The sequence below is a fragment of the Bradyrhizobium sp. CCBAU 11357 genome (assembly GCF_028128865.1).
GTDB lineage: Bacteria > Pseudomonadota > Alphaproteobacteria > Rhizobiales > Xanthobacteraceae > Bradyrhizobium.
Genome location: NZ_LBJW01000110.1, coordinates 276345 through 299415 on the forward strand (window position 1 = coordinate 276345; position 23071 = coordinate 299415).

Consider the following 23071-nt stretch of genomic DNA (forward strand, 5'->3'; position numbering starts at 1 on the left):
CGAAACCTTCTTCCCTTCTCCACTTTCCGGGTGAAGGGTGAGCACGAAATAGCAACGATTTCAATAGTATATAAAACCCATTTCTCTGTAGTGTCCCAATTGGATGGACAAGGCTGAGCAGTGAGCAGCCGGTTCGCCCCTAAGCAGGCTTGCAGGATATCGGTTCATAGCAAAAACCGACATTTCTCGGTTCTATCACTCGATTTATACGCATTCGGTTTCATGGGCCTTTCATGGTAAGGATGTCGCCAAGAAGACAAGAAAATTCGATGCTAAGGACGTGTATTTCAATCGACTCGATTTCACTTTGCGACAAGGGCAGGATGGCCAGACTATTGGAATTCCAGTCGGGCCGGACGCTTCTCGATATGTCGCAGAGCTGATCTGCACGAGTATCGATACGGACTTTCACTCCCGGTTTGGAAGCACTGAGATTGGATTTATTCGGCACGTTGACGATGTTTGGATCGGTGCACAATCGCATTCGGAAGTCGAGCGAGCGTTATGGTTATATCGAAACTGCCTGCGAGAGTTTGAGCTCGACATCAATGAGAGCAAGACTCGCATTTATGGTGCGAACTTTCGTTTTACAGATGCATGGCCGTCAGACGTTGCAAATCGCTTAGAAGTTGCCTTAGTGGCTCCCGATCACCGCCGAGAGGAACGCTTAAGGGCCGCGCTTGAATATGCATTCGAATTGTCCCTCGCTGAGAGCGATGACGGCATATTGAAGTACGCCATTCGGCAGCTCGATAGGTCTGACCACCAATGGGACGAGTGGGAGACGCTCCAACCCTTCTTAATGCGCTCAGCAATTCACTTTGGGCACACACTGGACTATGTCATTCGCGTTTTGGTGTGGCGCAAACTGACCAAGGACGATCTAGACCATGAGCGGTGGTCCGAACTGATCAAGTCGATGCTGGGCTATCACGGCCGTCTCGGCAACGATAGTGACGGTGCACAAGATTCCAAAGCCAACGCATCAGTTGACTCCGTTTGGTGCACTGGACCGTAATCCTCCGTCATTCCGGGGCGCGCGTAGCGCGAGCCCGGAATCCATCGGGCCACAGCGTCGGTGGATGAATGGATTCCGGGTTCGTCGCTTCGCGACGCCCCGGAATGACGGAGGACGGATACGTCCGCGTCGTGACGGCGGCGGAGGCTAAACCTGCCTCCCCGCAATGATCTCCTGCAACGTCGCCACATGCCGCGCAAACGCGCCGCGGCCGGCGGCGGTGGCGGTGACGGTGGTCTGCGGCTTCTTGCCCACGAACGCCTTCTCCACCGACACGTAGCCGGCCCTGGCCAGGGTCTCGATATGGGCACCGAGATTGCCGTCGGTGGCGCCGGTGAGCTTCTTCAGGCGGGCGAATTCGAGGCCGGTGGTGATCGGGAGCGCGTTCAGCGCGGCCATGATCTTCAGCCGCAGCGGCTGGTGGATGATGTCGTCGAGCTCGGCCATCCCGCTAGATCCGCCGCATCCAGAGGCCGCCGAGGATCAGGCCGCCGCCGTTCACGAAGGCCATCCAGAGCGGGAAGGCTTCGCCGATATAGAAGAAGCCGATCAACGTCAGCGCGGCAATGCCGAGGCCGATCGCCACGAAGGCGGAGCCGAACCAGAGGCCCGCCAGCGTATAGAACAGCATGAAATAGAGCGGCCAGAACGTCCCCAGCTGGCGCGGGCCGAAATGGCCGATCACATCGGTGCAGAGATAACCGAAGGCGAAGAACAGCACGAGCACTAGGAGCATCCTGATGCTGGCCGCGGTGCTGTTGGTGTGTTGCGGCGGATTCAGCAAGCGGAGCAAGACCAGCCCGCCGACGCCGAGGACGTCCACGGCAACCCAGGCATAGACCGCGTAGACCGGCCAGAGCCAGGTCACGAGATTGGCCGCGAACACCAGCACGCCCCACCATATCGCGGCGAGGCTCGCGAGCTCATAGAGCTGCGATTGCTTCACGCGCTGGACGATGTCGTCGATGTCGGCCAGCGCGGCGGATGCCTCCTTGCTGTCGATCATGATTGCCCACCTCCGCGCGTTGCGACGTCCTCGGCGATGACCGAGATCGCCTTCGCCTGGGTGACGATGCCCATGTGGTTGATGCCGGCGATGATCTTGACGTCGATCGTCGGCTTGATCGCCTGCACGGCTTCCGCATACTTGTCCGAGATCATCATCTCGTCCTCGGCGCCACTGATGATCGTGAGCGGACGCGTCGTCGCCGGAAGATCGATGCGATAGCCGTGCGTGGCAAAGTTGCGCATCAGGCGATCGGAATAGGTGGAGGTGAGATACTTCGCCGAGCTCACCGGCACCGCGAATGCGAGCACCGGAAGCTGCGAGCAGCAGTCGATCCCAAGCTTGCGCAGCGCCGCAAGGCCCAGGAAACGTGGAATGTCGGCACTGACCCAACCACCGTTGCTCGGCCGGTTGGTTGGCGCGTCATAGCCGAGATAGGGCGCGAGCAGCACGGTGCGCACGAACATGTCCTGCATGATCGGTGTCGCGGCGACGCGCAGCGAGAAACCGGCGCCGGCGGAATGGCCTATCAGGGTGAGCGGCAGGTCCGGGGCACTTTTTCGGACATGCGCGACGAAATCGACGAGATCGTCCTCGAGCTGACCGACATAGCCGATGTCGCCGCGCGTGCCGGAGCCGCCATGGCCGCGGATGTCGAGCGCCCAGGTCTCGACGCCGCGCGCGGCGATCGCATGCGTCAGAGCGTGGTTGACAGCACCGCTGGACCCGGAGGAGCCGTGGATGAAGACCGCCCCGCCGCCGGTCGCGGAGCCGCTCGGCGAATAGTGGCGATAGCCGATCCAGGTCCCGTCACGGGCCTGAAAGCGCTCGAGCGGGGGCAGCGTGGACCAGTCGATGCCCTTGGTGGAGTCGGAGACCGACCGCATCTCAGGCGGCCGCTGCAGTGGCGTTGCGATCATCGCAGCCAGGATCAGCGCCACGGCGCCGACCGCGCACAGACCCCATTTCAGGCCGTTCAAGACGCCGCGCAGCAACCGGATCGTCATGGATCACTCCTCAAACTCATCAATCAATAGAGTACTCTATAATACAGAGTACTCTTCCGATCAACCCAGGGATTGGCGCCGGCCGGCGAAAATCCTTAACGTCGGGCCTGACCCCAAAATGCCGAATCGTTTTTGAGATGCCGCCTGCGGAACAACTGCTCAACGCGCCTGAATTCACCGTCTCCGAACTGTCCCTGTCCCTGAAGCGGACGGTCGAGGACGCGTTTGGCCATGTCCGCGTCCGCGGCGAGATCTCCGGTTTTCGCGGGGCCCATTCCTCCGGCCATTGCTATTTCGCGCTGAAGGACGAGAGCGCCAAGATCGAGGCGGTGATCTGGAAGGGCGTGCATAGCCGGATGCGCTTCAAGCCCCAGGAGGGGCTCGAGGTCATCGCCACCGGCAAGCTGACGACCTATCCGGGCTCCTCGAAGTACCAGATCGTGATCGAGGCGCTGGAGCCGGCCGGCATCGGCGCACTGATGGCGCTGATGGAGGAGCGCAAGAAGAAGCTCGCCGCGGAAGGGCTGTTCGACGAGGCGCGCAAGCAGCTCCTGCCCTGGCTGCCGGAGGTGATCGGCGTCGTCACCTCGCCGACCGGCGCCGTCATCCGCGACATCCTGCATCGGCTGGAGGACCGCTTCCCCCGCCGCGTGCTGGTGTGGCCGGTCAAGGTGCAGGGCGACGGCTCGGCCGAGCAGGTCGCGGCCGCGATCCGCGGCTTCAACGCGCTGCCGGAAGGCGGCAGGATTCCGCGGCCCGATGTGCTGATCGTCGCGCGCGGCGGCGGCTCGCTGGAGGACCTCTGGTCCTTCAACGAGGAGATCGTGGTGCGCGCAGCAGCTGAGAGCATGATCCCGCTGATCTCGGCGGTGGGGCACGAGACCGACATCACGCTGATCGATTTCGTCGCCGACAAGCGCGCGCCGACGCCGACGGCGGCGGCCGAGATGGCCGTGCCCGTGCGCAGCGACTTGTTCGTCGAGGTGGGCGATCTCGCCCGCCGCACCCGCGCCTATTGGCAACGCGCCCAGGAGAGCCGCCGCAGCGAGCTGCGCGCCGCCGCGCGCGCGCTGCCGGCGGCCGGCGATCTGCTCGCGATCCCGCGGCAGCGGCTGGATTCGGCAGGTAGCTCCCTGCCGCGCTGCCTCAAGGCCAACACGCATGCGCACTTCCGCAGGTTCACCGCCGCAAGTTCAAAGCTGACGCTGCGCGTGCTGCACGGCCAGATATCGCAGGCCGATCATCGCCTCACGGTTTGCGGCGAGCGGCTGGGCCTGTCCGCGCGTTCGCTGCTGCGTCGGCGGCGCGACCTCTTTGCCGGGCTCGAGATTCGCCTGCGCGCCTCGAAGCTTGCGAATGCGCAGGCGCAGCGCAACGCGATTCTCCGCCAGCGCGAGCGCACGCATCGTCTGACTGAGCGGGCGCAACGCGCGCTGGCGACGCTGCTGCACCGGCTGGAGGCGCGGGTCGAGAACAGCGGCAAGCTGCTCTCCGCGCTGTCCTACCGCAGCGTGCTCGCGCGCGGCTTTGCCCTGGTGCGCGACGAGGCCGGCCATCCCCTGCATGCGGCGGATGCGATCGGCCCCGGCGCGCGGCTCGAGATCGAGTTCGCGGACGGCCGTGTCGGCGCGACGGCGGATGCGGATCGTGTGGCGCCCGCGGCCAAGCCCGCAGCGGCGCAGCCGAAGCCGGCGGCGGAGACCAAGCCAGCGCCGAAGCGCCTGGCCAAGCCGGTGGATCAGGGCAGCTTGTTCTGAAGAGCGAGGGCAGTGCGCCGCCCTCATTGTCATTCCCCGCGCAGGCGGGGAATCCAGTACGCCGCGGCTTCTCGATGACCCACAGCCGCCCCGGCGTACTGGATCGCCCGGTCAAGCCGGGCGATGACACCGAGTGTGTGGAACGCGCCTTGCCACAAACTCGTCATTGCGAGCGCAGCGAAGCAATCCAGAGTCTTTCCGCGGCGGGATTCTGGATTGCTTCGCTGCGCTCGCAATGACGACGTGGCGGCAGCGCGTCGCCCATTCAAATCTACTTCAGCGGCAGGACAATCCCGCCTCGATCGTGGTCCAGAAGCCGCAATGTTCCGGCTGCGGGGCGCCGGCGTGGGCTTCGAACAACAGGATCGCGACGGTGAAGACGATCAGGGCGGAGGCGAAGAGCGTGATGCGGCTGCGCATGTGAGATGCGTTGAATCGACATCGTGGTCGAATGATGGCACGGCCACGCGGTGGCACCACCTCACCGCGCCAGCCATTGCGCCACGTCCTTCTGCGAGGCGGCGCGGGCCTCGGCATCGGTGGAATCGGGCGCTGCGGCGGCGTGCAGCGGTGGGGTGGCGCGGTCGAAATCGTGATCGGCGCCGGGATAGACCACGATGCGCGCCAGCGCGCTGCGGCCGCGCGCGCCGTCCACCATCTGGCGGCAGGCCGGCGGCGACGACACCTCGTCATCGGCGCCGATCAAGACCAGCGTCGGCACCCGCGTGCTCCAGCCGAGGCCCGCCGAGATCCGGCAATCCGGATAGAACGCGATCGCGGCGCGGAAGTCCGGGCCGGGATCGCGCCCCGCGCTTTGCGGACGCACCGCCCAGAGCAGCGCGCTCGCTCCATTGGCCCAGCCGATCAGGCTGACACGATCCTGCGCCACGAAAGGCTGCTGCATCAGCCAGGCGCGTGAGGCCGCGATATCGGCGACGCGTTCGCGCCGCGCCTTGACGTGCATCTCCTTGACCCGGCATTGCGGGCCGAGCTCGCGCGAGCCGTAGCTGTCGGGCAGCAGCACGGCATGACCAGCCTTGAGCAGGCGCTCGGCCCAATCGCGATAGCGCGGCAGCACGGGATCGGCATGGCCACTGAGCCCGCCGCAGCCGTGCAGCGCGATCACGGCCGGAAACGGCCCCGCGCCCTCGGGCTTGTAGAGCTGCGCATGGAGCACTCCGGAGGCGAGCGGAATCTCGACCGGCTGCGGCGCCGGGGCGGCGTGCGCAGCCGACATCAGCAGCGTCAGGAACACAGCGGTCAGGCGAAGGCGCATCGGACTCTGCCGCAGGAGCTGCCGGAACCAGCGTCCCTTCGACCGAAGCCCTATCATGCGAAAACGGCGGCAAATCATCACGAACCGGTGGGTTTAACGGGCGGACAAGCCACCCCATCTATGCTACATCCCGTCCAACACATCGTGCCTTCCACGGGTTTCCATGGAGAGGCCTTCCGCGGAGACTTTCGACCGTGCTGAACAAGTTCGGCCCCTCGGGCCATGGCGAAGCGCAGGTGCAATATCTCGACGGCGATTTCCGCGTGATCTCGCCGGGGACGTTCGTGCGCTGCGCGATCACCGACGCCCGAATCCCGCTCGACGAGCTGAAGTACTGGAGCGTGGATCTGCAGGAAGCCTATTCCACGCCCGCCGCGGTGCTGCAGCGGCATTTTCCCGGCGCGCTGAAGCAGCCGTGATCCCTCGGCTCTCATGACTCTCGTAGGGTGGGCAAAGGCGCGCTTGCGCCGTGCCCACCATTTTATCCGCATTTCGCGACATTGGTGGGCACGCTTCGCTTTGCCCACCCTACGGCATCGCACTTGTTCACTGCTCCGTGGCATCTCCGCCCACGCAATTCTTGATCGCGTTCTTGCGCGCCTCGCCGACAATCTTCTGATCGAACGCTCCTGATCGTGTGAAACTGGTAGGAGGGTTGCTATGAATGAGGCGTGAATGGCTCAGTCGTGCCGACCAGCGTGCATTGAATGTTCCTTGCACTCCGAGATAAATCATTTCGCGCTGGGGTTGGATTTTTTTTGCAGTTCCGCGTCTTTAAGTTGTTTGACGAAGTCTTTCTGAAACAGAGAGCTGCTATATCGCACGCCAGGTAACCGGCCCCCGTTCGTTTTTATCGCACAGGCAATCGACCAACCAATCAGCCACTGAGCTCTGGAATTGGAAGATCTGTGAACGGGCTCATATCGCAGAGCCATTTTAGCGGGCTACGATCACCTCGAAAATCAGCAGTGGAATATCTGTAGATCAAATCAAGCGGTGGGGGTGGATCATGCCCGCCATATTCGAACTGCTCTACCGTGAATATTGCCGCGCCCGTCTCGCTGAAATGCGCAAACAGCTTCTGATCGCAGCCGAACGATCCGAGGCTCTCGAAGCGCTTTGTCATCCTGCGGCTCAGAGTGACGACGAGACAACGGACGCATACAGCAAGTCCGGTCACGGCCTGCCGAATTGAAGCGGCTCCAAGACCGGCGATCACTCCCGCGTAGCAGTGACCAAGCAATTGGCAACAGTTTGGGAGACGGCAATGAATACACCCGAATGCTACACCGTCGTCGTGGCCTGCATGTCGTGCCTGACCATCATCGGATTGATGGCCACCGGCGCGTGGTGAGCATGCTCCCTCGGCTCGTCGCAAACATGACTTCGGCTTTGACATGAGTACAGCCGCCGCGTCGTCCGACAACGGCGGCTGCGCCCTGGGTCCGGAGGTCAGCTGCCCGGCGGCGAATACGACGGACGCAGCTTCGCCGCGTTCTGGCGGACCTGCTTAATCTCGTCCTGCGTGAACAACCGAACCAGCTTCACGTTCTGCAGCGTGCCGGCCGTCACGGTCAGGCCGGAAATGGCCGGAGCCGCGCTGGGATCAGGCACATCGAAAATCACGAGGACGCCGGGGCCGTCGGCCGCGACGCTGTACATCGAGACCAATTTTCCGCCGGCCGCTTCGATGAGCTTTCGAGCTGCCTCCTGGCGATTGGTCGTGGGATTCTCCAAAATGGCATTGAGAGCGCGTGGCGTGTATTGTCCGGTGAGGCAAAAATGCATGGCAAGCTCTCCTCTGAACTATTGGCAATAATTCTCCGTGCCGTTGCGAACTGGTCGTTACGGCCGCTGCACCTGACATGATGAAGATTCATTGCCCGCCGTGGGCATCAACGCCGTCGATGATTTCCGGGAGTTCGGCACGTCCCGGTAACGGCTCTCGTGCAAGGCTACATCAACTGCCGAACGCGCGGAAGGAAATTCGCCGGCCACGACACTTCGCGTTTTGCGACTAGGGCAGAGACGTTGCCTCACGTTGCGAGATCAGCGCGCGCTGAACCTTCGCTCGCGCGCTCTGTACAGATGATCGCCGATCAATTGCCGCAGCTTTGCCGGGTCATCGAACTCGAGCCGGACGGCGAACGGCACGATGCCGTCAGGCACGCCTTCGCGGCCGCGCAAGCGTGCAAGATCCTTCTCCGTGGTCACCAGCGTGAGCTGCTCGCGCTGAGCGTCCGCTGCGAGCGCTGCGATCTCGTCCTGCGAAAACATGTGATGGTCGGCGAAGGCGCGCGTGCGCGCGACCTCGACGCCGCTCGCACGCAGGGTGCGGAAGAAACGCTCGGGATCGCCGATGCCGGCGAAGGCGAACACCCGCTTGCCGAGCAGCTGCGCGAGCGAGGCCGCATCCGGCTTCAGGCGCGCACGCAGCTCGGGCTTGTTCCGTTTCGCGATCTCCGCCGCGACGTCGTTGGCGGCATTGCCGTCGCCGATCAGCACCAGCGCGTCGGTGCGCGCGAGCTGCACCTCGAGCGGGGCGCGCAGGGGGCCCGCGGGAAACACCTTGCCGTTGCCGAGGCCGCGCTCGCCGTCGATCACGATCAGCGAGGCGTCCTTGAACAGAGCCGGATTCTGGAAGCCGTCATCCATCAGGATCACGGTGGCTCCTTGCGACTTCGCCAGCGCGACGCCGTCGAGGCGGTCGCGCGCGACGGCGACCGGGACGTCGCGCGACATCATCAAGGGCTCGTCGCCGACGTCGGACGCATCGTGGCGCGCGCGGTCGACCACGACAGGACCCTTCAGGCGCCCGCCATAGCCGCGGCTGAGCACGACCGGCGTCTCGCCGAGTTCGCGCAGGAGCTTGGTCAATGCCAGCACGGTCGGCGTCTTGCCGGCACCACCGACATGGTAGTTGCCGACGCAGATCACGGGGATGCCGGCGTCAAAGCCCTGGCGCAGCATGCGCCGTGCGGTGATCGCCCCGTAGAGCGCACCGAGCGGCCATAGCGCATACGATTGAAGGGAGCGTGGCCGGTACCAAAAGGCCGGCTCACGCATTGGCGGCCCCCATCTCGATCCGCAACTGCAACAGATAGGGCTCGAGCGCGGTCATGGTGCGATCGAGCGCACCGCCAAGCTGTTCGACCACGCCCGTGCCTGCGCGCTGCATCTTGTCGCGCGTAGTGGGATCGGCCAGCAGCTGGCCGAGCTGCTTGACCAGCGCTTCCTGCGAGTCGGCCCGCCGCGCCCCGCCGCTCGTATCGAGCGCCTCATAGACGTCGGCAAAGTTGAACACGTGCGGACCGTGGACGATCGCGGCGCCCAACTTGATCGCCTCGATCGGATTCTGTCCGCCATGGTGGATCAGCGATCCGCCCATGAAGACAATTTCCGAGAGCCGATAGAACAGGCCGAGCTCGCCCATCGTGTCGGCGACATAGACGTCGGTCGTCGCCGTCGGCAGCTCCTCGCGCGAGCGCAAGCTCGGCTTCAGGCCGGAGGCCGTGACCTGGCCTGCGATCGAAGAGCCGCGATCCGGATGCCGCGGCACGATCACGGTGAGAAGCTGCGGGAAGAAGCCGACCAGGCTGCGATGCGCCGCGATCAGCATCTCGTCCTCGCCCGGATGGGTCGAGGCCGCGACGATGATCGGACGCCCACGCGTCATGGCCATCAGCCGTTCGAGCTTGGCGGGATCGGCCGGCGGCGCCGGCACGTCGAGCTTGAGATTCCCCGTCGTGACGACGTCGCGGCCGCCGAGCGCGGCAAAGCGCTCGGCGTCGGTCTTCGACTGCGCAAGGCAGATGTCGAACCGCGACAGCAGCGCCGAGATGGTGCCGTGCATGCGCCGCCAGCGCGGGAACGAACGCGGCGACATCCGTCCGTTGATCAGCACCATCGGCACCCGGCGCGCCGCGCCGGCGAGGATCAGGTTCGGCCACAGATCGGATTCGATGAACAGCGCCAGCGACGGCTTCCAATGATCCAGGAAGCGCGCGACATAGCGCGGCGAGTCATACGGCACGTATTGATGGATGACGTCGGGCGGAAAGCGTTTGGCGACGACCGCCGCCGAGGTGACCGTGCCCGAGGTGAGCAGGATGCGCAGATTGAGATCGCGCAGGCGTTCGATCAGCGCCGCCGAGGCCAGCACCTCGCCGACGCTGGCGCCGTGAATCCAGACCAGCGGGCCATGCGGCCGCACGTCGCGTGACAGGCCACGCCGCTCGCCGACGCGCGCGGGATCCTCCTTGCCCTGCTTCAGCCGCCGCTTGATCAGCGCAGGCGCGAGCGGCACCAGGCCGGCGGCCAGGCGCCGGTACATCCGCAGCGTGATCGGCAGCGCAATGGGCAGCGACTTAGGCATCTTCCGGTCCCGGACGGCCGAGCTGCGCATAGGCGCGCCGGGTCGCCTCGTTCAAGGTGTCTTCCAGCTCCTGCCGCAACATCTCCATCATGGCGGCGTCGGCATCTGCGGGAACGTGGATTTCCTTGATGCCGACCAATGCGCCCCGCCCGAATGGCAAATTGATGGTGGTGCGGTCCCAGTTCTTGAGCCGGACGAAGCGGCTGGTCGCCATCGCGAAAGGCATGATCGGCCGTCCCGATTCCCGTGCCAGCATGATAATGCCGAGCCCCGCCACGCGCGAGCGCTTGGGGACGTCGGCGGTCAGCGCGACATTACAACCGGCTTGGAGCGTCCGCACCATTTCCTTGAAGGCGCCGACGCCACCTTTACGGTGAAACGCGCCGCCATGGTCGCCGGAACCGCGGATCGTGCCGATCCCGAGCCGCTCGGCGGCGATCGCATTGAACTCGCCGTCGCGGTGCCGGGAGATCAGCACCTTGGCCCGATAGGAGGCCTTGTTCTGGTTCTTGATGAAGGGCGTCAGGAAATGCTGGCCGTGCCAGAACGCGAAGATCGCAGGGAGCTGCGGCTCGACGCGCTCATAGATGTCGGGCGGATCGATCGAGAAGGTGTTGGTCCGCCAGACCAGACGCAGATATTCGGCCGCCAGGATCCCGACGGCACGCTGAAACCAGCTGCTTCGCAGCGTATTGCGAAGCAGTTTTTTCAACGCGCCGGTTCTTGATTCGGATCGAGCAGCCGATGCAGGTGGACGATGAAGTAGCGCATCTGCGCGTTGTCGACCGTGCTCTGCGCCTTGGCCCGCCAGGCGGCGTGGGCGCTGGCATAGTTCGGATAGAGGCCGACGATGTCGACCTCGTCCAGGTTCTTGAAGGTGTTGTGCTCGAGATCGACGAGCTCGCCGCCGATGACGAGATGGAGCAGTTGTTGCGGGGCATTATCTGGCATGAGTTCTGTTCCTAACGGGCTGCCCGGCAAAGCAGTGTTCGAGAAGCACGACGAAAGCGCCTTAGGCTAACGGACGGTTGCGAAAATGCGCGACAATGCCCGCATGACGATCGCGTCCCGCTGCCACCAGCACTCCGTGCGCCACTTCCCGGCGGTTATAGAGGATGGGTTCTCCGGAGAGGTCGCTCATCCTACCATCCGCTTCCTGCACGATCAAATCGGCCGCCGCAAGGTCCCAATCATGGCTGTTGCCGCCCGCAAAAGCCGCATCCAACGCGCCATGGGCGACCCGGCACAGCCGCAGCGCCAGCGAGCCGATCCGCCGATGCAGCTTGATCTCGCCGAGGGACGGCTTCAGCCGCTCGACCAGCGGCTTCGGGCCGGCGACGCGGGCGAAGTCGAGCTCGGATCCGCGCGTCGCGCGCACCGGCTTGTCGTTGAGCGTCGTGCCCTGGCCGCGCGTTGCGAAGAAGAATTCGTCGGTGGCCGGGGCGAACACGGCGGCAAGCACCGGCGAAGCGTCCGCCACCAGCGCCACGCTGACGCACCATTCGTCATGGCCGCCGAGATAATTGCGGGTGCCGTCGATGGGATCGACGATCCAGGTCAGCCGCCGCGACAGCCGCGCCGCATCGTCGGCGCTCTCCTCGGACAGCCAGCCATAATCGGGCGTCGCAGCGCGCAGGCGCGCTTCGAGCAAATCGTTGACCGCGATGTCGGCCTCCGAGACCGGCGAGGACGCGCCCTTGGTCCACTTCCGCAGCTCGGTGCGGAACATCGACTGCGCCAGCGCGCCCGCCTCCCGCACCGTATGCTTCAGCAGCGCCGCGTCGCGGGTCAGGATCGTGTCGTCGAGAGCAGCTGCCATCGGGTTCAATCGCGCGGCACGGCGAGAACACCTCTCCCCATCGGGGAGAGGTCGATTTGCTCCTCGCGATGCGAAGCATCGTCGAGTGCAAATCGGGTGAGGGGGCTCAGGTCCCACGAGAGAGCGGTCCCCTCACCCGCGCCTCCGGCGCGACCTCTCCCTACGGGAGAGGTGAGCCAAGCAGCAACAGCTCGATCAGCGTCCGCCAAGCGTCAAACCCTCGATGCGCACCGTCGGCGCATTGACGCCGTAGCGGAATTCGAGATTGTTCGCCGGCTGCATCGACTTGAAGATCTCGAACAGGTGCCCGGCGATCGTCACTTCGCTGACGGGATAGGTGACCTCGCCGTTCTCGATCCAGAAGCCGGAGGCGCCGCGGCTGTAATCGCCGGTGACGCCGTTGACGCCGGAGCCGATCAGATCGGTGACGTAGAAGCCCTGCTTGATGTCGGCGATCAGCTCGGCCGGCGTTGGCGTGCCGGGCTCGAGATGCAGATTGTACGGCCCGGGCGAGGGCGAGGAGGACACGCCGCGATGGGCGTGGCCGGTGGTGGTGAGGCCGAGCTCGCGCGCGGTGGCGCAATCGAGCAGCCAGGTCGTCAGCACGCCGTCGTCGACCAGCGCGGTCCGCTTCACCGCGACGCCTTCGGCGTCGAAGGTCTGCGAGCGCAGGCCGCGCTTGCGCAAGGGATCGTCGATGATGCGGATGTTTTTCGCGAACAGCTGCTGGCCGAGCTTGTCCTTCAGGAAGCTGGTCTTGCGCGCGATCGAGGCGCCGTTGATGGCGCCGACGAGATGGCCGACAAGCGAGCCGGCGACGCGCGGATCGAACACCACCGGCACCTTGCAGGTCTCGACCTTGCGCGGATTGTAGCGCGCCACGGTGCGCTCGCCGGCGGAACGGCCGACGACCTCCGGCGGCAGCAGATCGGCGCCATGCGGCGCCGAGGTGAAGTCGTAGTCGCGCTCCATGCTCGTGCCATCGCCCGAGATCGCGGTGGCGGAGATCCCCTGGCTGGAGCGCAGGTAGGAGCCGTGGAAGCCGGTCGAGGTGACGAGCACCATGCCGCCGATGCCCGCGGAGGCCGAGGCGCCGCCGGACTTGGTCACGCCCTTGACGCCGAGTGCCGCAGCTTCGGCCGCGAGCGCGCGGCGCTCGAGCTCGGCGGTCGTGGGCACGGCGGGATCGAGCAGGTCGAGATCGGGGAAGTCGCGCGCGAGCAGCGCAGGATCGGCGAGGCCGACAAATTTGTCGTCGGGTGCGACGCGCGCCATCGCGACCGCGCGCTCGGCGAGCTTGGTGACGGCATCACCGCTGACATCGTTGGTCGAGACCACCGCCTGGCGCCGGCCGACCAGCACGCGCAGGCCGACATCGTCGCCCTCCGACCGCTCGGATTCCTCCACGCGGCCGTCGCGGACCTCGACGCCTTGCGAGACGCCGCGCACCGCGACCGCATCGGCCGCATCGGCGCCGGCGCGCCTGGCTGCCTCGACCAGCCGCTGCGCGAGATCGGAGAGTGCGGACTGATCGAACAGGTCGCGATTGGCGGTAGTCGAAAGCGTCGAGCTTGGTGAAGAGTTCACGAACGAAATCCTGTTGGGGCGGGGTTCGGGACCGGAACCCACAGATGTGCCCTGATAGCGCGGACTTCAAGCATTTTCAGCCCGCCAAAAGCTCAGATTCGCGACGTCGGCGCAACGTCTCGTCAATCATGCGCGCCAAGGTCTTGTCAATCATGAGGTGCAGTGACGGTGGGTTAACCAGCCTTTTTAAGCGGTTTCGGACCGCCGCGCGCTAAGGTCCTCGCATCGACCGGGAACATAATCCCGGCGGGGAGAACGAAGCCGTGAGGCGTCAAACAGCAACATGCGGGGCTAACCCCGCCGGGTCGAGCCGCTCCCTGCGGCTCGACCCTCTTTCCCTTCCGGTCCGCTTCGATGCGCATGACCCGCGCGCCGACGGACATGTCAGGCAGATCGAGCTTCATCGCGAGCGCGTCGTGCTGCGCCGTGCCGTGCGCGGCATGCAGATGGCGATCAACGTGCGCGTCGCCGACTTCACCGGCGTTGCCTTGCGCGGCAACGACGAGGCGCAGACGCTCGTTCTCGTGCACCGCGATCCCTCGCTGTCCATCCCGCTGCTGATCAGCACTGACGCGGACGAGATCGCGCAGGCCTGGACGATCTGGAGCGAGATCTTCGCGCTGCCGCAGCTCGACGAGGGCGCCCGCAAGCCCGCACCGCGCCGCCGCCGCGCCAACGCAATCCGCGCCCGCCGTCCGAAATTCTTGATGCGCCGGCGCACCGCAATGGCGCGCGAGCTGCCGATTCACCGCGACGAACGCGAGATCATCGCGAGGAATTAATGGTACCGTAGGGTGGGCAAAGCGAAGCGTGCCCACCTCTTTAGAAGCTGAGAAGGAACGTGGGCACGGCGCAAGCGCCTTTGCCCACCCTACGAGAGCTGCGCTCGCAGCATCGCATCCACCAGCAATCCCGCGAACAGCAGCAGGCCCGCATGCTTGTTCGACTTGAACAGGCGAAGGCACAGCCCGGGATCGTCGATCTTCAGCCGCACGATCTGCAGGGCCAGATGGGCTGCGAAGGCGGCAAGCCCGAGCCAGGCCGGCCAGCGCGCTTCGCCAGATGCCAGCGCGACGCCGATCAACATCACCGCGAGCCCGTAGAACAGCACCAGCGCCTGGCGCGTATGCGCACCGAACAGGCGCGCAGTCGACTTGATGCCGATCAGCGCATCGTCCTCGGCGTCCTGATGCGCATAGATCGTGTCATAGCCGATCACCCAGGAAACCGCGCCGGCATAGAGCACGAGCGCGGTGACGTCGATGCGGCCGAAGGTGACGGCAAAGCCCATCAAGGCGCCCCAGGAGAAGGCGAGCCCGAGCACGATCTGCGGCCACCAGGTGATGCGCTTCATGAAGGGATAGATCGCAACGATCAGGAGCGAGGCGATGCCCGTTGCAATCGCGAAGCGGTTGAACTGCAGCAGCACCACGAGACCGACCAGCGCCTGCGCGACCATGAAGACCAGCGCCTGCCTGGTGGTCACCTGCCCCGACGGCAGCGGCCGCGAGCGCGTACGCTCGACCTTGTCGTCGAGGTCGCGGTCGGTGATGTCGTTCCAGGTGCAGCCGGCCCCGCGCATCACGAAGGCGCCGATGAAGAACAGCACGATGGTGAGCGGCAGACGACGCACGTCATGCGCCATGCCGGCGGCCAGCGCCGCCGACCACCAGCATGGCATCAAGAGAAGCCAGGAGCCGATCGGGCGATCGAAGCGGGACAGGCGCAGGTAAGGCCGCGCCCAATGCGGCGCGAGCGTATCGACCCAGTTGCCGGTGGAATCGGCAACGCGGGCGGATGTATCGCTCATCGGGTCAGGACGTTGCCGTTGAGCGTATCGAAGGTGCTGCCGCCCTTCTTGCCGGCATTGGCCTCGGGCGCCGAGCCCGAGCCCAGCACCTCGCTCAGCGACGGACCGGCCGGACCGCGCGGCTGATTCTGCATCTGCTGCGCGACGTTGCAGACCTTGGTCTGCATGGCCTCGGTGTTCTTGTGGCCGTCCTTCATTTGCGCGCCGATCTGCGGCGGGATTCCGCACTTCGAGGCATTGGCCTCGATGTACTTGATCATCTTCAACTCGGCCTGGCTGAAGTTGCGGATCAGCTTGCAGGCCTCGTCCGGCTGCGCATGACGGTCGCTCGCGGCCTTGATCAACTTGCCGCGCTTCTCGGCCTCTTCGCGCAGGGGCATGAACGCCTTCATGCAGTCCTCACCGGGACCGGCCTGCGTCGGCGGAGCCGCGCTGAAGGCGCCGGCGCCGCCGCCGATCGGGGCAGCGCCGTGGACGGGAAAGGACGATTGCGGCGCGCTCCCCATCGACGCGGTGGGCGCCGAGCCGTTCACGGGTGGAAACGGCGAGCTGTTCGAAGCCTGGTTGGGCAGTGGCGCCGGGAAGGCGCTTTGCGCACAAGCGCCGGCGGCACTCATGGCGACCATGGCGGCAGCGAGCGGAACCATCAAATGACGGATCATCAAGACAGTCTCTCCGGCAGGAGCTTACGGGGGTCAGGGCTTCCCAATTGAATCGTGACCAGCGTGTTCGCGTTTTTACGATTCCCGCCGGCGCTTAACAACCCGTGGAATTGGGCGAGAGCGCGGCGCTGGGACGCACCAGTTTGGCAATATTTACCCCGGAATGGCGCCTTTCGGTTAAGAACAGCCGGTAACCGGACCCCCAAAGCGATGCCTTCCCACGATTTTCGCGCCCCGCGCCTGTTCGTCGATGCCCCCCTGGCCCAGGACGCCAGGGTGCCGCTCGACCGCGACCAGAGCAACTATCTCGGCAATGTGCTGCGGCTCGGCGCCGGAGCCGAGGTCCTCGCCTTCAACGGCCGGGATGGCGAGTGGCAGGCCGCCATCGAGGGCCGCAAGCGGCCGGACAGCCTCGTGATCCTCCAACAGACCCGGCCCCAGGACCGGCTCGCCGACCTCACCTACGTCTTCGCCCCGCTCAAGCATGCCCGGCTGGATTACATGGTGCAGAAGGCCATTGAGATGGGCGCCGCTGCCCTGCAGCCGGTCCTGACCCGGTTCACCCAGGCCTCACGGGTCAATACCGAGCGGATGCGCGCCAATGTGGTCGCGGCGGCCGAGCAATGCGGCATTCTCAGCATCGCCAGCGTGGCCGAACCGGTGCCGCTGGAGCGCTTCTTGAGCCAACGTCCCGCCGATCGCCTGCTGATCTTCTGCGACGAGGCAGCGGAGGTCCAAGATCCGCTACAGAGCCTGCAAGGCGCGCGCGAGGCCAGGCACGGGATCGACCTGCTGATCGGCCCGGAGGGCGGTTTTGCCGAGGAAGAGCGGGCGCTGCTGCTCCAGCCCAAGATCCTGCGGCTGGCGCTCGGCCCCCGCATCATGCGGGCGGACACCGCCGCCGTCGCCGCCCTGGCGCTGGTGCAGGCGGTGCTGGGCGATTGGGGCGGCAAGAGCACCTGATCCTGCGCATTGCCCACCCGTTAAGCGATTGATCCTTTGGAGGTCGAAACCGCTGTCGGGCCATGCTAAGGCCTGCGCCAAATTCGCCTCCCCTTGCCCTGCCCGGTTCCGCCGGGACGATGGACTCCTGAGATGACCGCGACTGCCACCTCAAATGCTGCCGGCTCCGCCGCCTGGGCGGATACGCTGCTCTTGTCGTTCGCGCAGGCCGGCTATGTCAGGGCCGAGCCCGCCATCCTGCAGCCGGCCGAGCCGTTCCTGGACCTCTCCGGCGAGGACATCCGCAAGAGCCTGTACCTGACCACCGACCTCTCCGGCGAGGAGCTCTGCCTGCGCCCGGACCTGACCATTCCCGTCGCGCGCGACTATCTCGCCTCAGGCCGGGCCGGCCAGCCGGCGGGGTTCAGCTATCTCGGTCCGGTGTTCCGCTACCGCAGCGGCCAGACCAGCGAATTCCTCCAGGCCGGCATCGAATCATTCGCCCGTCAGGACCGCGCCGCGGCCGATGCCGAGATGCTGGCGCTGGCGCTGGAGGCGACGGCCGCCTTCGGCGTCCGCGATGTCGAGATCCGCACCGGCGATGTTGCCTTGTTCAATGCGCTGCTCGACGCGCTCAACCTCTATCCGGTCTGGCGCCGCCGCCTGGTCAAGGATTTCAACCGCAAGATCAGCCTGGAGCAGGATCTGGAGCGGCTGGCGGCCGCGACCACCGCGACGCGCAGCGAATATGAGGGCGTGCTGGCGGCCCTTGCCGGCTCCGACCGCAAGGCGGCGCTCGCCTTCGTCACCGATCTGATGTCGATCGCCGGCACCACCAATGTCGGCGGCCGCACCACGGCCGAGATCGCCGATCGCTTCCTCGAGCAATCGACACTGAAGGGCGGCGCGTTGCCGCGCGAGGCGATCGCCGTGCTCAAGCGCTTCCTGTCGATTGCGGGCAATCCCGACGATGCCATCGCCGAGCTGCGCGCCCTCACGACGGAGGCGAAGCTCGATCTCGCTTCCGCGATCGATCAGTTCGAGAGCCGGGTCGGCTTCATGGCCGCGCGCGGCATCGATGTGAAGCAGACCCGCTTCTCGACCGCGTTCGGACGCGGGCTCGACTATTACACCGGCTTCGAATTCGAGCTGCACCACAGGGGCAACGGCGCCGAGCCGCTGGTCGCCGGCGGCCGCTACGACGGGCTGATGACCCAGCTCGGCTCGACCGAGCCGATCCCCGCGGTCGGCTTCTCGGTCTGGGTGGACGCGCTGAACCGGATCGGCCGCAAGGTGGGAGCTTAAGTCATGAGCGCGCCATTCGTTCTGGCCGTTCCCTCCAAGGGCCGCCTGCAGGAAAACACCGAGGCCTTCTTCGCCCGTGCCGGCCTCAAGCTGTCGAAAGCCGGCGGCGCCCGCGACTATCGCGGCACCATCGCAGGGCTCGACAATGTCGAGGTCGCCTATCTCTCGGCGAGCGAGATCGCCTCGCAATTGTCCCGCGGTTTGGCCCATCTCGGCGTCACCGGCGAAGATCTCGTGCGCGAGAACATCGCCGATGCCGACAAGCGCGTATCGCTGATCGAGGGGCTCGGCTTCGGCTATGCCGACGTCGTCGTCGCGGTGCCGCAGGCCTGGATCGACGTCCGCACCATGGCCGACCTCGACGACGTCACCACCGGCTTCCGCGAGCAGCATCACATGCGGATGCGGGTCGCGACCAAGTTCGTCAACCTCACCCGCGGCTTCTTCCAGGCTCACGGCATCACCGATTACCGCATCGTCGAAAGCGCGGGCGCCACCGAGGGCGCGCCGGCGGCCGGCAGCGCCGAGCTGATCGTCGACATCACCACGACCGGTGCGACGCTCGCCGCCAACGGCCTGCGGGTGCTCGACGACGGCGTGATCCTGCGCAGCCAGGCCAATCTGGTGGCCGCCAAGGAGGCCGACTGGTCGCCGCAGGCGCGCGAGACGGCGCGCGTCATCCTCGACCACATCGCCGCAAGGGCAAGGGCCAACAAATACCGCGAGGTCCGCACCCGCTTCCGGCAGTGCGATGCCGCCCTGCTCGGCGAAGCCCACAGCCGGTTCGGCGTGGAAGCGCCGTTCGGCGGCCCGACCTCGTCAGGCATGCTGACGCTGCACTGCCCACCGGGGCAGCTCTACGCGCTGGCGAGCTTCCTGCGCGAGCATGGCGCCGAGACCGTCTCGGTCGTCTCGCTCGACTACGTGTTCGACCGGGAGAACCCGCTGTTCGCCAAGCTCGAAGCTTTCTTGCGGCGGTGAGCCCGACGTTTTGAGCAGCTCCGTTCAGCGTAGCGACAGCAAACGGCTGCTACCATATGCTGTTGAGAAGACCTAAACGCCTCTGGAACCTTGATCGATGACGCTGGGCTCTGACGTTTCCGGCATGACGACCACCGCAGCCAACGCCGCAGCGAAGGGGCTGTCGATCGTCATCCCCGTCTACAACGAGGCGGCGGGCCTCGCCTCCCTGCACCAGCGCATCTGCGAGCTCGCCAGGACCCTGCGGCAGCGCTATCGCCTGTCTTGCGAGGTCGTCTATGTCGACGACGGCAGCAAGGATGCGACGCTGTCGATCGCGCGGTCGTTGCCGGCCGACGCAATCGACGTTCAGGTGGTGTCGCTGTCGCGCAATTTCGGCAAGGAGGCCGCGCTGATGGCGGGCCTGGACCATGCCCGCCTCGGCGCCGTCATGTTCATGGACGGCGACGGCCAGCATCCGCCGGCGCTCGTCGAACAGCTGGTGCGGCACTGGATCGATGACGGCTATGACGTCGTCTACACCGCGAAAGCGCATCGCGACAACGAGCCATTCCTGCGCCGGGTCGCGGTGCACGGCTTTTACGCGCTGATCAATTGGGGCGCCCGCCAGAAGATTCCGGAGGACGCCGGGGATTTCCGCCTGCTGTCGCCGCGCGCGGTCGCTGCGCTGAGGCAGCTGCCGGAACGCAACCGGTTCTTCAAGGGCCTCGCCAGCTGGATCGGTTTCCGCCAGATCCGCGTCGACTACGAGCCCTCAGCGCGTGCCCATGGCGTCACCACCTTCAACGCCGCGAGCCTGCTCGGCCTCTCGATCGAGGGTCTGACGTCGTTCTCGGTGGCTCCGTTGCGCTTCGCCAGCCTGTTCGGCGTCATTCTCGCCGGCGGTGCATTCCTGTTCGGCCTTTCGATTCTCTGGGAGGTGTTCACGACCGGCAAGCAGGTCCCGGGCTATCCCTCGCTCGTGGTCGGCCTGATGACGATCGGCGGCGTGCAGCTCATCATGATCGGCATCGTCGGCGAATATATCGGCAAGATCCTCTCCGAGCTGAAGGCCCGTCCGATCTACTTCGTCGCCGAGCACAGCGAGAAGCATTTCGAGACCGGCAAGGCCGACGAGGCCGCGAGCAGGACGGCGGCCGAATGAGCGTGGCCGCGAGGGTGCGGCGGATCTGGCTCTGCGCCGACGATTACGGCATCAGCCCGGGGGTCAACCGCGCCATCCGCGACCTGATCGAACGCGGCCGCCTCAACGCCACCTCGGTGATGATGGTGGGGCCCGCGATCGCGCGCAGCGACGTCGAGGCGCTTCAGGCTTCGGCAACGAAAAGCCCGCGTTGCGCGATCGGACTACATGTGACGCTGTCGGCGCCGTTCCGGCCGCTCACCATGCATTTCCGCCCCTTGGACGGCGACATGTTCTTCGCCTTTCCCAAGCTGCTGCGCGCCGGATTGATGCGGCGGCTCGACCGTGAATTCATCCGCAACGAGGTGAAGGCACAGCTGGCCGCCTTCACGGACGCGTTCGGACGCGCCCCCGACTTCGTCGACGGTCACCAGCATGTGCAGCTCTTCCCGCAGGTGCGCGACGGCTTCGTCGATGCGGTGGTCGAGGCTGCGCCAAAGGCCTGGGTGCGTCAGGGCGGCCGCAACCTGCCGCTTCGGCAGCGGCTGGCCTCACCGAAGGCGCTGGTGCTCGATGGTCTCAGCGCGCAATTCCGCCGCCGCGCCGGCCATGCCGGCCTCAGCTTCAACCCCGGTTTCGCCGGCGCCTATGATTTCACGCGCGCCGCCGATTTCGGCGCGCTGATGCGGCAATTCCTGGACGGCCTCCCCGACGGCGGCCTCGTGATGTGCCATCCCGGCTTCGTCGACGATGTCCTCACCGGCCTCGATCCCATGACCGACGTCCGCGAGCGCGAGCACGCCTATCTCGCGGGCGATGCCTTCGCGCGCCTGCTGGCGGATAGCAACGTGACACTGGGATGAACGGCGAAAAGCGCGCCAGAGGCAGCTTGTCGCATACCGAAATTTAATCCGGCCGGCACTGTTGGGGCCATAATGGAACCCTACATCTCCTCCGCGCTTGGTTTTGCGCGAAGGAGACAGATCATGACGCCGCAGGAACGCCAGCTCGTCGACGACCTTTTCGACCGGCTTTCAAAGCTGGAAAACGCACCGCGCGATCCCGATGCGATCGCCGCGATCTCCGACGGCCTGCGCAAGGCGCCCGGCGCCATCTACGCGCTGGTGCAGACCACGCTGGTCCAGGACGAAGCGTTGAAGCGCGCCAATGCCCGCATCCAGGAGCTGGAAGCGGCCCATGCGCCCGAGCAGGCGCAGTCCGGCGGCTTCCTCGACACCATGCGCGACACCCTGTTCGGATCGAGCCCATCACGCGGCTCGGTTCCGAACGTGCCGCCGCGTGAGCAGCGGCCGGTCTGGAACAGCGGCCCGGCGATGCAGCAGAGCCAGCCGGGCTACGGCGCGCCGCCTTACGGGCAGGCCTATGGCCAGGGTCCGGGTCAGGGCTATGGCGCTCCGCCGGTTGGCGGTGGCGGCGGCTCGTTCCTCGGCACGGCGGCGGCAGCCGCGGCGGGCGTCGTCGGCGGCTCCCTGCTGCTCTCGAGCATCCGCGGCATGATGGGCGGATCGCACCAGCAGGCTTTTGGCGACACCAACGCGCTCGGCGACCGCAGCCCCTGGAGCGGCGGCGGCGACCAGTCCAGCGGCTCGCTCGCGCACGATGCCGGCGTCGACGACATCGGCTCGAACCGGGAGTCCCGCCACGGCTTCTTCGACCAAGCGTCGAACGACCGCGACAACAATGACCAGAACTACGGCGACGATCGCGACGACAGCTTCGACACGGCCGACAACAGCGACTTCGGCGGCGACGACGACGGCGGCAGCGATTCCGCGTAGGCCATTCGACCGACAGATGTGAAGCGGCCGCCTCCGGGCGGCCGATTTCTTTTCAAGCAGGGCTCAACGCGCGCTGCTCTGCACCACAGGCCAAGAGGCCATTGATATAATATGACTAGTGCATGCGTTGTCGGACGGCACCTTGCAGAACGTCACGACGCGCGCGTGACTTCACCATACAGAGCGAAATCGTCTACCGACACACGCTGCCGTAGACTCCCGGATTTCCAAATTTGGACATGGGTGTTCAACTGGAAGAACACGTTGCTTATGCCACACGCCGTGGCTGCCTCTCTTGGCTACAGTCGGGAGTTTCAAGAATGAGCCCACTTCAACAGCGCATCGCGAACCTGAGCGACGCCACAACCCATCTCATCACCGAATTGTACGAGTTGGAGGGGCTGCACGAGCGCCTCAGGAAGGCCGAGCTGTCGGTGCGGCGGTTGAAGCGCTTTGCTCGCGCACCGCATTCGGCTACATCAACTCGCCGTCGCCGCTCCGCTGTTGCTCGGCCTGGGTCGAGGCAACGTCAGTAGACGTGACCATTCAGGCAGGCGTTCGGCGACAGCAGCGCCCCCTTCGATGCCCCGCAGGTCGAGCCGAC

25 protein-coding genes and 1 pseudogene are annotated in these 23071 nt (G+C 65.7%); 12 read left to right on the forward strand and 14 right to left on the reverse strand.

The genetic code is table 11. From position 1 onward, the window contains the following. Positions 1 to 154: 154 nt before the first annotated feature. Positions 155 to 1018: pseudogene (locus XI05_RS31515) on the forward strand (RNA-directed DNA polymerase); the annotation flags it as partial. A gap of 147 nt (positions 1019 to 1165) precedes the next feature. Here XI05_RS31515 and XI05_RS31520 read toward each other — a convergent pair. The 3 genes from XI05_RS31520 to XI05_RS31530 are packed head-to-tail and all read right to left on the reverse strand — an operon-like array spanning position 1166 to position 3031. Continuing rightward, the gene (locus XI05_RS31520; RefSeq protein WP_271509156.1) at positions 1166 to 1465 is read right to left on the reverse strand and encodes a winged helix-turn-helix domain-containing protein; all 300 of its coding nucleotides are present in this window, start codon (positions 1463 to 1465) and stop codon (positions 1166 to 1168) included. A gap of 4 nt (positions 1466 to 1469) precedes the next feature. Continuing rightward, on the reverse strand, positions 1470 to 2024 hold the full coding sequence (locus XI05_RS31525; RefSeq protein ID WP_271509159.1) for a hypothetical protein: 555 nt from the start codon (positions 2022 to 2024) through the stop codon (positions 1470 to 1472). Beyond that, positions 2021 to 3031 carry an alpha/beta hydrolase gene (locus XI05_RS31530; protein ID WP_271509162.1) on the reverse strand — a complete coding sequence of 337 codons (1011 nt, stop codon included), beginning with the start codon at positions 3029 to 3031 and terminating at the stop codon, positions 2021 to 2023. The genes XI05_RS31525 and XI05_RS31530 overlap by 4 nt, the downstream gene beginning before the upstream one ends. A 137-nt stretch (positions 3032 to 3168) precedes the next feature. Between XI05_RS31530 and xseA the strand changes: the two genes are divergently transcribed. Both xseA and XI05_RS31540 read left to right on the forward strand, forming a co-directional pair. Then, entirely contained in the window at positions 3169 to 4788 is a 1620-nt protein-coding gene (gene xseA / locus XI05_RS31535; protein WP_271509165.1) for an exodeoxyribonuclease VII large subunit, read from the forward strand. 74 nt (positions 4789 to 4862) lie between these two features. After that, a complete protein-coding gene (locus tag XI05_RS31540; protein ID WP_271509167.1) occupies positions 4863 to 5027 on the forward strand; it encodes a hypothetical protein in 165 nt (54 codons plus the stop codon). Between the two features lie 37 nt (positions 5028 to 5064). Here the strand turns inward: XI05_RS31540 and XI05_RS31545 are convergent, their stop codons facing one another. Next, on the reverse strand, positions 5065 to 5208 hold the full coding sequence (locus tag XI05_RS31545) for a hypothetical protein (RefSeq protein ID WP_271509170.1): 144 nt from the start codon (positions 5206 to 5208) through the stop codon (positions 5065 to 5067). Positions 5209 to 5269: 61 nt separating this feature from the next. Beyond that, entirely contained in the window at positions 5270 to 6064 is a 795-nt protein-coding gene (locus XI05_RS31550; RefSeq protein WP_271509172.1) for a dienelactone hydrolase family protein, read from the reverse strand. 194 nt (positions 6065 to 6258) lie between these two features. Here XI05_RS31550 and XI05_RS31555 point away from each other — a divergent pair, with 194 nt between their 5' ends. After that, the gene (locus tag XI05_RS31555; protein WP_260381011.1) at positions 6259 to 6483 is read left to right on the forward strand and encodes a DUF2093 domain-containing protein; all 225 of its coding nucleotides are present in this window, start codon (positions 6259 to 6261) and stop codon (positions 6481 to 6483) included. A 590-nt stretch (positions 6484 to 7073) separates the two neighbouring features. After that, positions 7074 to 7259, forward strand: coding sequence for a hypothetical protein (locus tag XI05_RS31560; protein WP_271509174.1), 186 nt, complete (start codon positions 7074 to 7076; stop codon positions 7257 to 7259). Between the two features lie 257 nt (positions 7260 to 7516). Here the strand turns inward: XI05_RS31560 and XI05_RS31565 are convergent, their stop codons facing one another. From XI05_RS31565 to XI05_RS31595, 7 genes are all read right to left on the reverse strand, one after another. After that, the gene (locus XI05_RS31565) at positions 7517 to 7852 is read right to left on the reverse strand and encodes a GYD domain-containing protein (RefSeq protein WP_172787163.1); all 336 of its coding nucleotides are present in this window, start codon (positions 7850 to 7852) and stop codon (positions 7517 to 7519) included. A gap of 261 nt (positions 7853 to 8113) precedes the next feature. Next, a complete protein-coding gene (lpxK, locus tag XI05_RS31570; RefSeq protein WP_271509176.1) occupies positions 8114 to 9130 on the reverse strand; it encodes a tetraacyldisaccharide 4'-kinase in 1017 nt (338 codons plus the stop codon). Continuing rightward, complete coding sequence (locus XI05_RS31575) at positions 9123 to 10469, reverse strand: 3-deoxy-D-manno-octulosonic acid transferase (RefSeq protein ID WP_271509177.1); 1347 nt, start codon at positions 10467 to 10469, stop codon at positions 9123 to 9125. The genes lpxK and XI05_RS31575 overlap by 8 nt, the downstream gene beginning before the upstream one ends. After that, entirely contained in the window at positions 10432 to 11151 is a 720-nt protein-coding gene (locus tag XI05_RS31580) for a lysophospholipid acyltransferase family protein (protein ID WP_271509178.1), read from the reverse strand. Before XI05_RS31580 ends, XI05_RS31575 begins: the two co-directional genes overlap by 38 nt. After that, positions 11148 to 11390, reverse strand: coding sequence for a DUF4170 domain-containing protein (locus XI05_RS31585; RefSeq protein WP_172787159.1), 243 nt, complete (start codon positions 11388 to 11390; stop codon positions 11148 to 11150). The genes XI05_RS31580 and XI05_RS31585 overlap by 4 nt, the downstream gene beginning before the upstream one ends. A gap of 61 nt (positions 11391 to 11451) precedes the next feature. Further along, positions 11452 to 12258 carry a 3'(2'),5'-bisphosphate nucleotidase CysQ gene (locus tag XI05_RS31590; protein WP_271509180.1) on the reverse strand — a complete coding sequence of 269 codons (807 nt, stop codon included), beginning with the start codon at positions 12256 to 12258 and terminating at the stop codon, positions 11452 to 11454. Positions 12259 to 12453: 195 nt separating this feature from the next. Continuing rightward, entirely contained in the window at positions 12454 to 13845 is a 1392-nt protein-coding gene (locus XI05_RS31595) for a TldD/PmbA family protein (RefSeq protein ID WP_271509183.1), read from the reverse strand. Between the two features lie 263 nt (positions 13846 to 14108). On the opposite strand from XI05_RS31595, the gene XI05_RS31600 reads away from it, so the two are divergent. After that, positions 14109 to 14627 carry a DUF6101 family protein gene (locus tag XI05_RS31600; protein ID WP_271509188.1) on the forward strand — a complete coding sequence of 173 codons (519 nt, stop codon included), beginning with the start codon at positions 14109 to 14111 and terminating at the stop codon, positions 14625 to 14627. Positions 14628 to 14716: 89 nt separating this feature from the next. Here the strand turns inward: XI05_RS31600 and ubiA are convergent, their stop codons facing one another. Both ubiA and XI05_RS31610 read right to left on the reverse strand, forming a co-directional pair. Then, positions 14717 to 15655, reverse strand: coding sequence for a 4-hydroxybenzoate octaprenyltransferase (ubiA, locus tag XI05_RS31605; protein ID WP_271509191.1), 939 nt, complete (start codon positions 15653 to 15655; stop codon positions 14717 to 14719). Next, positions 15652 to 16317 carry a hypothetical protein gene (locus XI05_RS31610; protein WP_271509194.1) on the reverse strand — a complete coding sequence of 222 codons (666 nt, stop codon included), beginning with the start codon at positions 16315 to 16317 and terminating at the stop codon, positions 15652 to 15654. The genes ubiA and XI05_RS31610 overlap by 4 nt, the downstream gene beginning before the upstream one ends. 210 nt (positions 16318 to 16527) lie before the next feature. Here XI05_RS31610 and XI05_RS31615 point away from each other — a divergent pair, with 210 nt between their 5' ends. The 6 genes from XI05_RS31615 (at position 16528) to XI05_RS31640 (ending at position 22467) form a co-directional block, all read left to right on the forward strand. After that, the gene (locus XI05_RS31615) at positions 16528 to 17280 is read left to right on the forward strand and encodes a 16S rRNA (uracil(1498)-N(3))-methyltransferase (protein WP_271509197.1); all 753 of its coding nucleotides are present in this window, start codon (positions 16528 to 16530) and stop codon (positions 17278 to 17280) included. A 132-nt stretch (positions 17281 to 17412) separates the two neighbouring features. Beyond that, the gene (locus tag XI05_RS31620) at positions 17413 to 18564 is read left to right on the forward strand and encodes an ATP phosphoribosyltransferase regulatory subunit (RefSeq protein WP_271509200.1); all 1152 of its coding nucleotides are present in this window, start codon (positions 17413 to 17415) and stop codon (positions 18562 to 18564) included. A gap of 3 nt (positions 18565 to 18567) precedes the next feature. Beyond that, on the forward strand, positions 18568 to 19545 hold the full coding sequence (gene hisG, locus XI05_RS31625) for an ATP phosphoribosyltransferase (RefSeq protein ID WP_271509203.1): 978 nt from the start codon (positions 18568 to 18570) through the stop codon (positions 19543 to 19545). A gap of 97 nt (positions 19546 to 19642) precedes the next feature. Beyond that, positions 19643 to 20689 carry a glycosyltransferase family 2 protein gene (locus XI05_RS31630; RefSeq protein WP_271509205.1) on the forward strand — a complete coding sequence of 349 codons (1047 nt, stop codon included), beginning with the start codon at positions 19643 to 19645 and terminating at the stop codon, positions 20687 to 20689. Beyond that, on the forward strand, positions 20686 to 21531 hold the full coding sequence (locus XI05_RS31635) for a ChbG/HpnK family deacetylase (protein ID WP_271509207.1): 846 nt from the start codon (positions 20686 to 20688) through the stop codon (positions 21529 to 21531). Before XI05_RS31630 ends, XI05_RS31635 begins: the two co-directional genes overlap by 4 nt. Before the next feature lie 123 nt (positions 21532 to 21654). After that, positions 21655 to 22467, forward strand: a complete 813-nt coding sequence (locus XI05_RS31640) for a DUF2076 domain-containing protein (protein ID WP_271509209.1) — start codon at positions 21655 to 21657, stop codon at positions 22465 to 22467. Positions 22468 to 23071 lie beyond the last annotated feature (604 nt).

Bases quoted from the DNA above. Each gene is read 5' to 3' on its own strand.
- XI05_RS31520 (WP_271509156.1), bottom strand. From the start codon at position 1,465: ATGGCCGAGCTCGACGACATCATCCACCAGCCGCTGCGGCTGAAGATC.
- XI05_RS31525 (WP_271509159.1), bottom strand. From the start codon at position 2,024: ATGATCGACAGCAAGGAGGCATCCGCCGCGCTGGCCGACATCGACGAC.
- XI05_RS31530 (WP_271509162.1), bottom strand. From the start codon at position 3,031: ATGACGATCCGGTTGCTGCGCGGCGTCTTGAACGGCCTGAAATGGGGT.
- xseA (WP_271509165.1), top strand. From the start codon at position 3,169: ATGCCGCCTGCGGAACAACTGCTCAACGCGCCTGAATTCACCGTCTCC.
- XI05_RS31540 (WP_271509167.1), top strand. From the start codon at position 4,863: ATGACCCACAGCCGCCCCGGCGTACTGGATCGCCCGGTCAAGCCGGGC.
- XI05_RS31545 (WP_271509170.1), bottom strand. From the start codon at position 5,208: ATGCGCAGCCGCATCACGCTCTTCGCCTCCGCCCTGATCGTCTTCACC.
- XI05_RS31550 (WP_271509172.1), bottom strand. From the start codon at position 6,064: ATGCGCCTTCGCCTGACCGCTGTGTTCCTGACGCTGCTGATGTCGGCT.
- XI05_RS31560 (WP_271509174.1), top strand. From the start codon at position 7,074: ATGCCCGCCATATTCGAACTGCTCTACCGTGAATATTGCCGCGCCCGT.
- XI05_RS31565 (WP_172787163.1), bottom strand. From the start codon at position 7,852: ATGCATTTTTGCCTCACCGGACAATACACGCCACGCGCTCTCAATGCC.
- lpxK (WP_271509176.1), bottom strand. From the start codon at position 9,130: ATGCGTGAGCCGGCCTTTTGGTACCGGCCACGCTCCCTTCAATCGTAT.
- XI05_RS31575 (WP_271509177.1), bottom strand. From the start codon at position 10,469: ATGCGCAGCTCGGCCGTCCGGGACCGGAAGATGCCTAAGTCGCTGCCC.
- XI05_RS31585 (WP_172787159.1), bottom strand. From the start codon at position 11,390: ATGCCAGATAATGCCCCGCAACAACTGCTCCATCTCGTCATCGGCGGC.
- XI05_RS31590 (WP_271509180.1), bottom strand. From the start codon at position 12,258: ATGGCAGCTGCTCTCGACGACACGATCCTGACCCGCGACGCGGCGCTG.
- ubiA (WP_271509191.1), bottom strand. From the start codon at position 15,655: ATGAGCGATACATCCGCCCGCGTTGCCGATTCCACCGGCAACTGGGTC.
- XI05_RS31610 (WP_271509194.1), bottom strand. From the start codon at position 16,317: ATGATCCGTCATTTGATGGTTCCGCTCGCTGCCGCCATGGTCGCCATG.
- XI05_RS31615 (WP_271509197.1), top strand. From the start codon at position 16,528: ATGCCTTCCCACGATTTTCGCGCCCCGCGCCTGTTCGTCGATGCCCCC.
- XI05_RS31620 (WP_271509200.1), top strand. From the start codon at position 17,413: ATGACCGCGACTGCCACCTCAAATGCTGCCGGCTCCGCCGCCTGGGCG.
- hisG (WP_271509203.1), top strand. From the start codon at position 18,568: ATGAGCGCGCCATTCGTTCTGGCCGTTCCCTCCAAGGGCCGCCTGCAG.
- XI05_RS31630 (WP_271509205.1), top strand. From the start codon at position 19,643: ATGACGCTGGGCTCTGACGTTTCCGGCATGACGACCACCGCAGCCAAC.
- XI05_RS31635 (WP_271509207.1), top strand. From the start codon at position 20,686: ATGAGCGTGGCCGCGAGGGTGCGGCGGATCTGGCTCTGCGCCGACGAT.
- XI05_RS31640 (WP_271509209.1), top strand. From the start codon at position 21,655: ATGACGCCGCAGGAACGCCAGCTCGTCGACGACCTTTTCGACCGGCTT.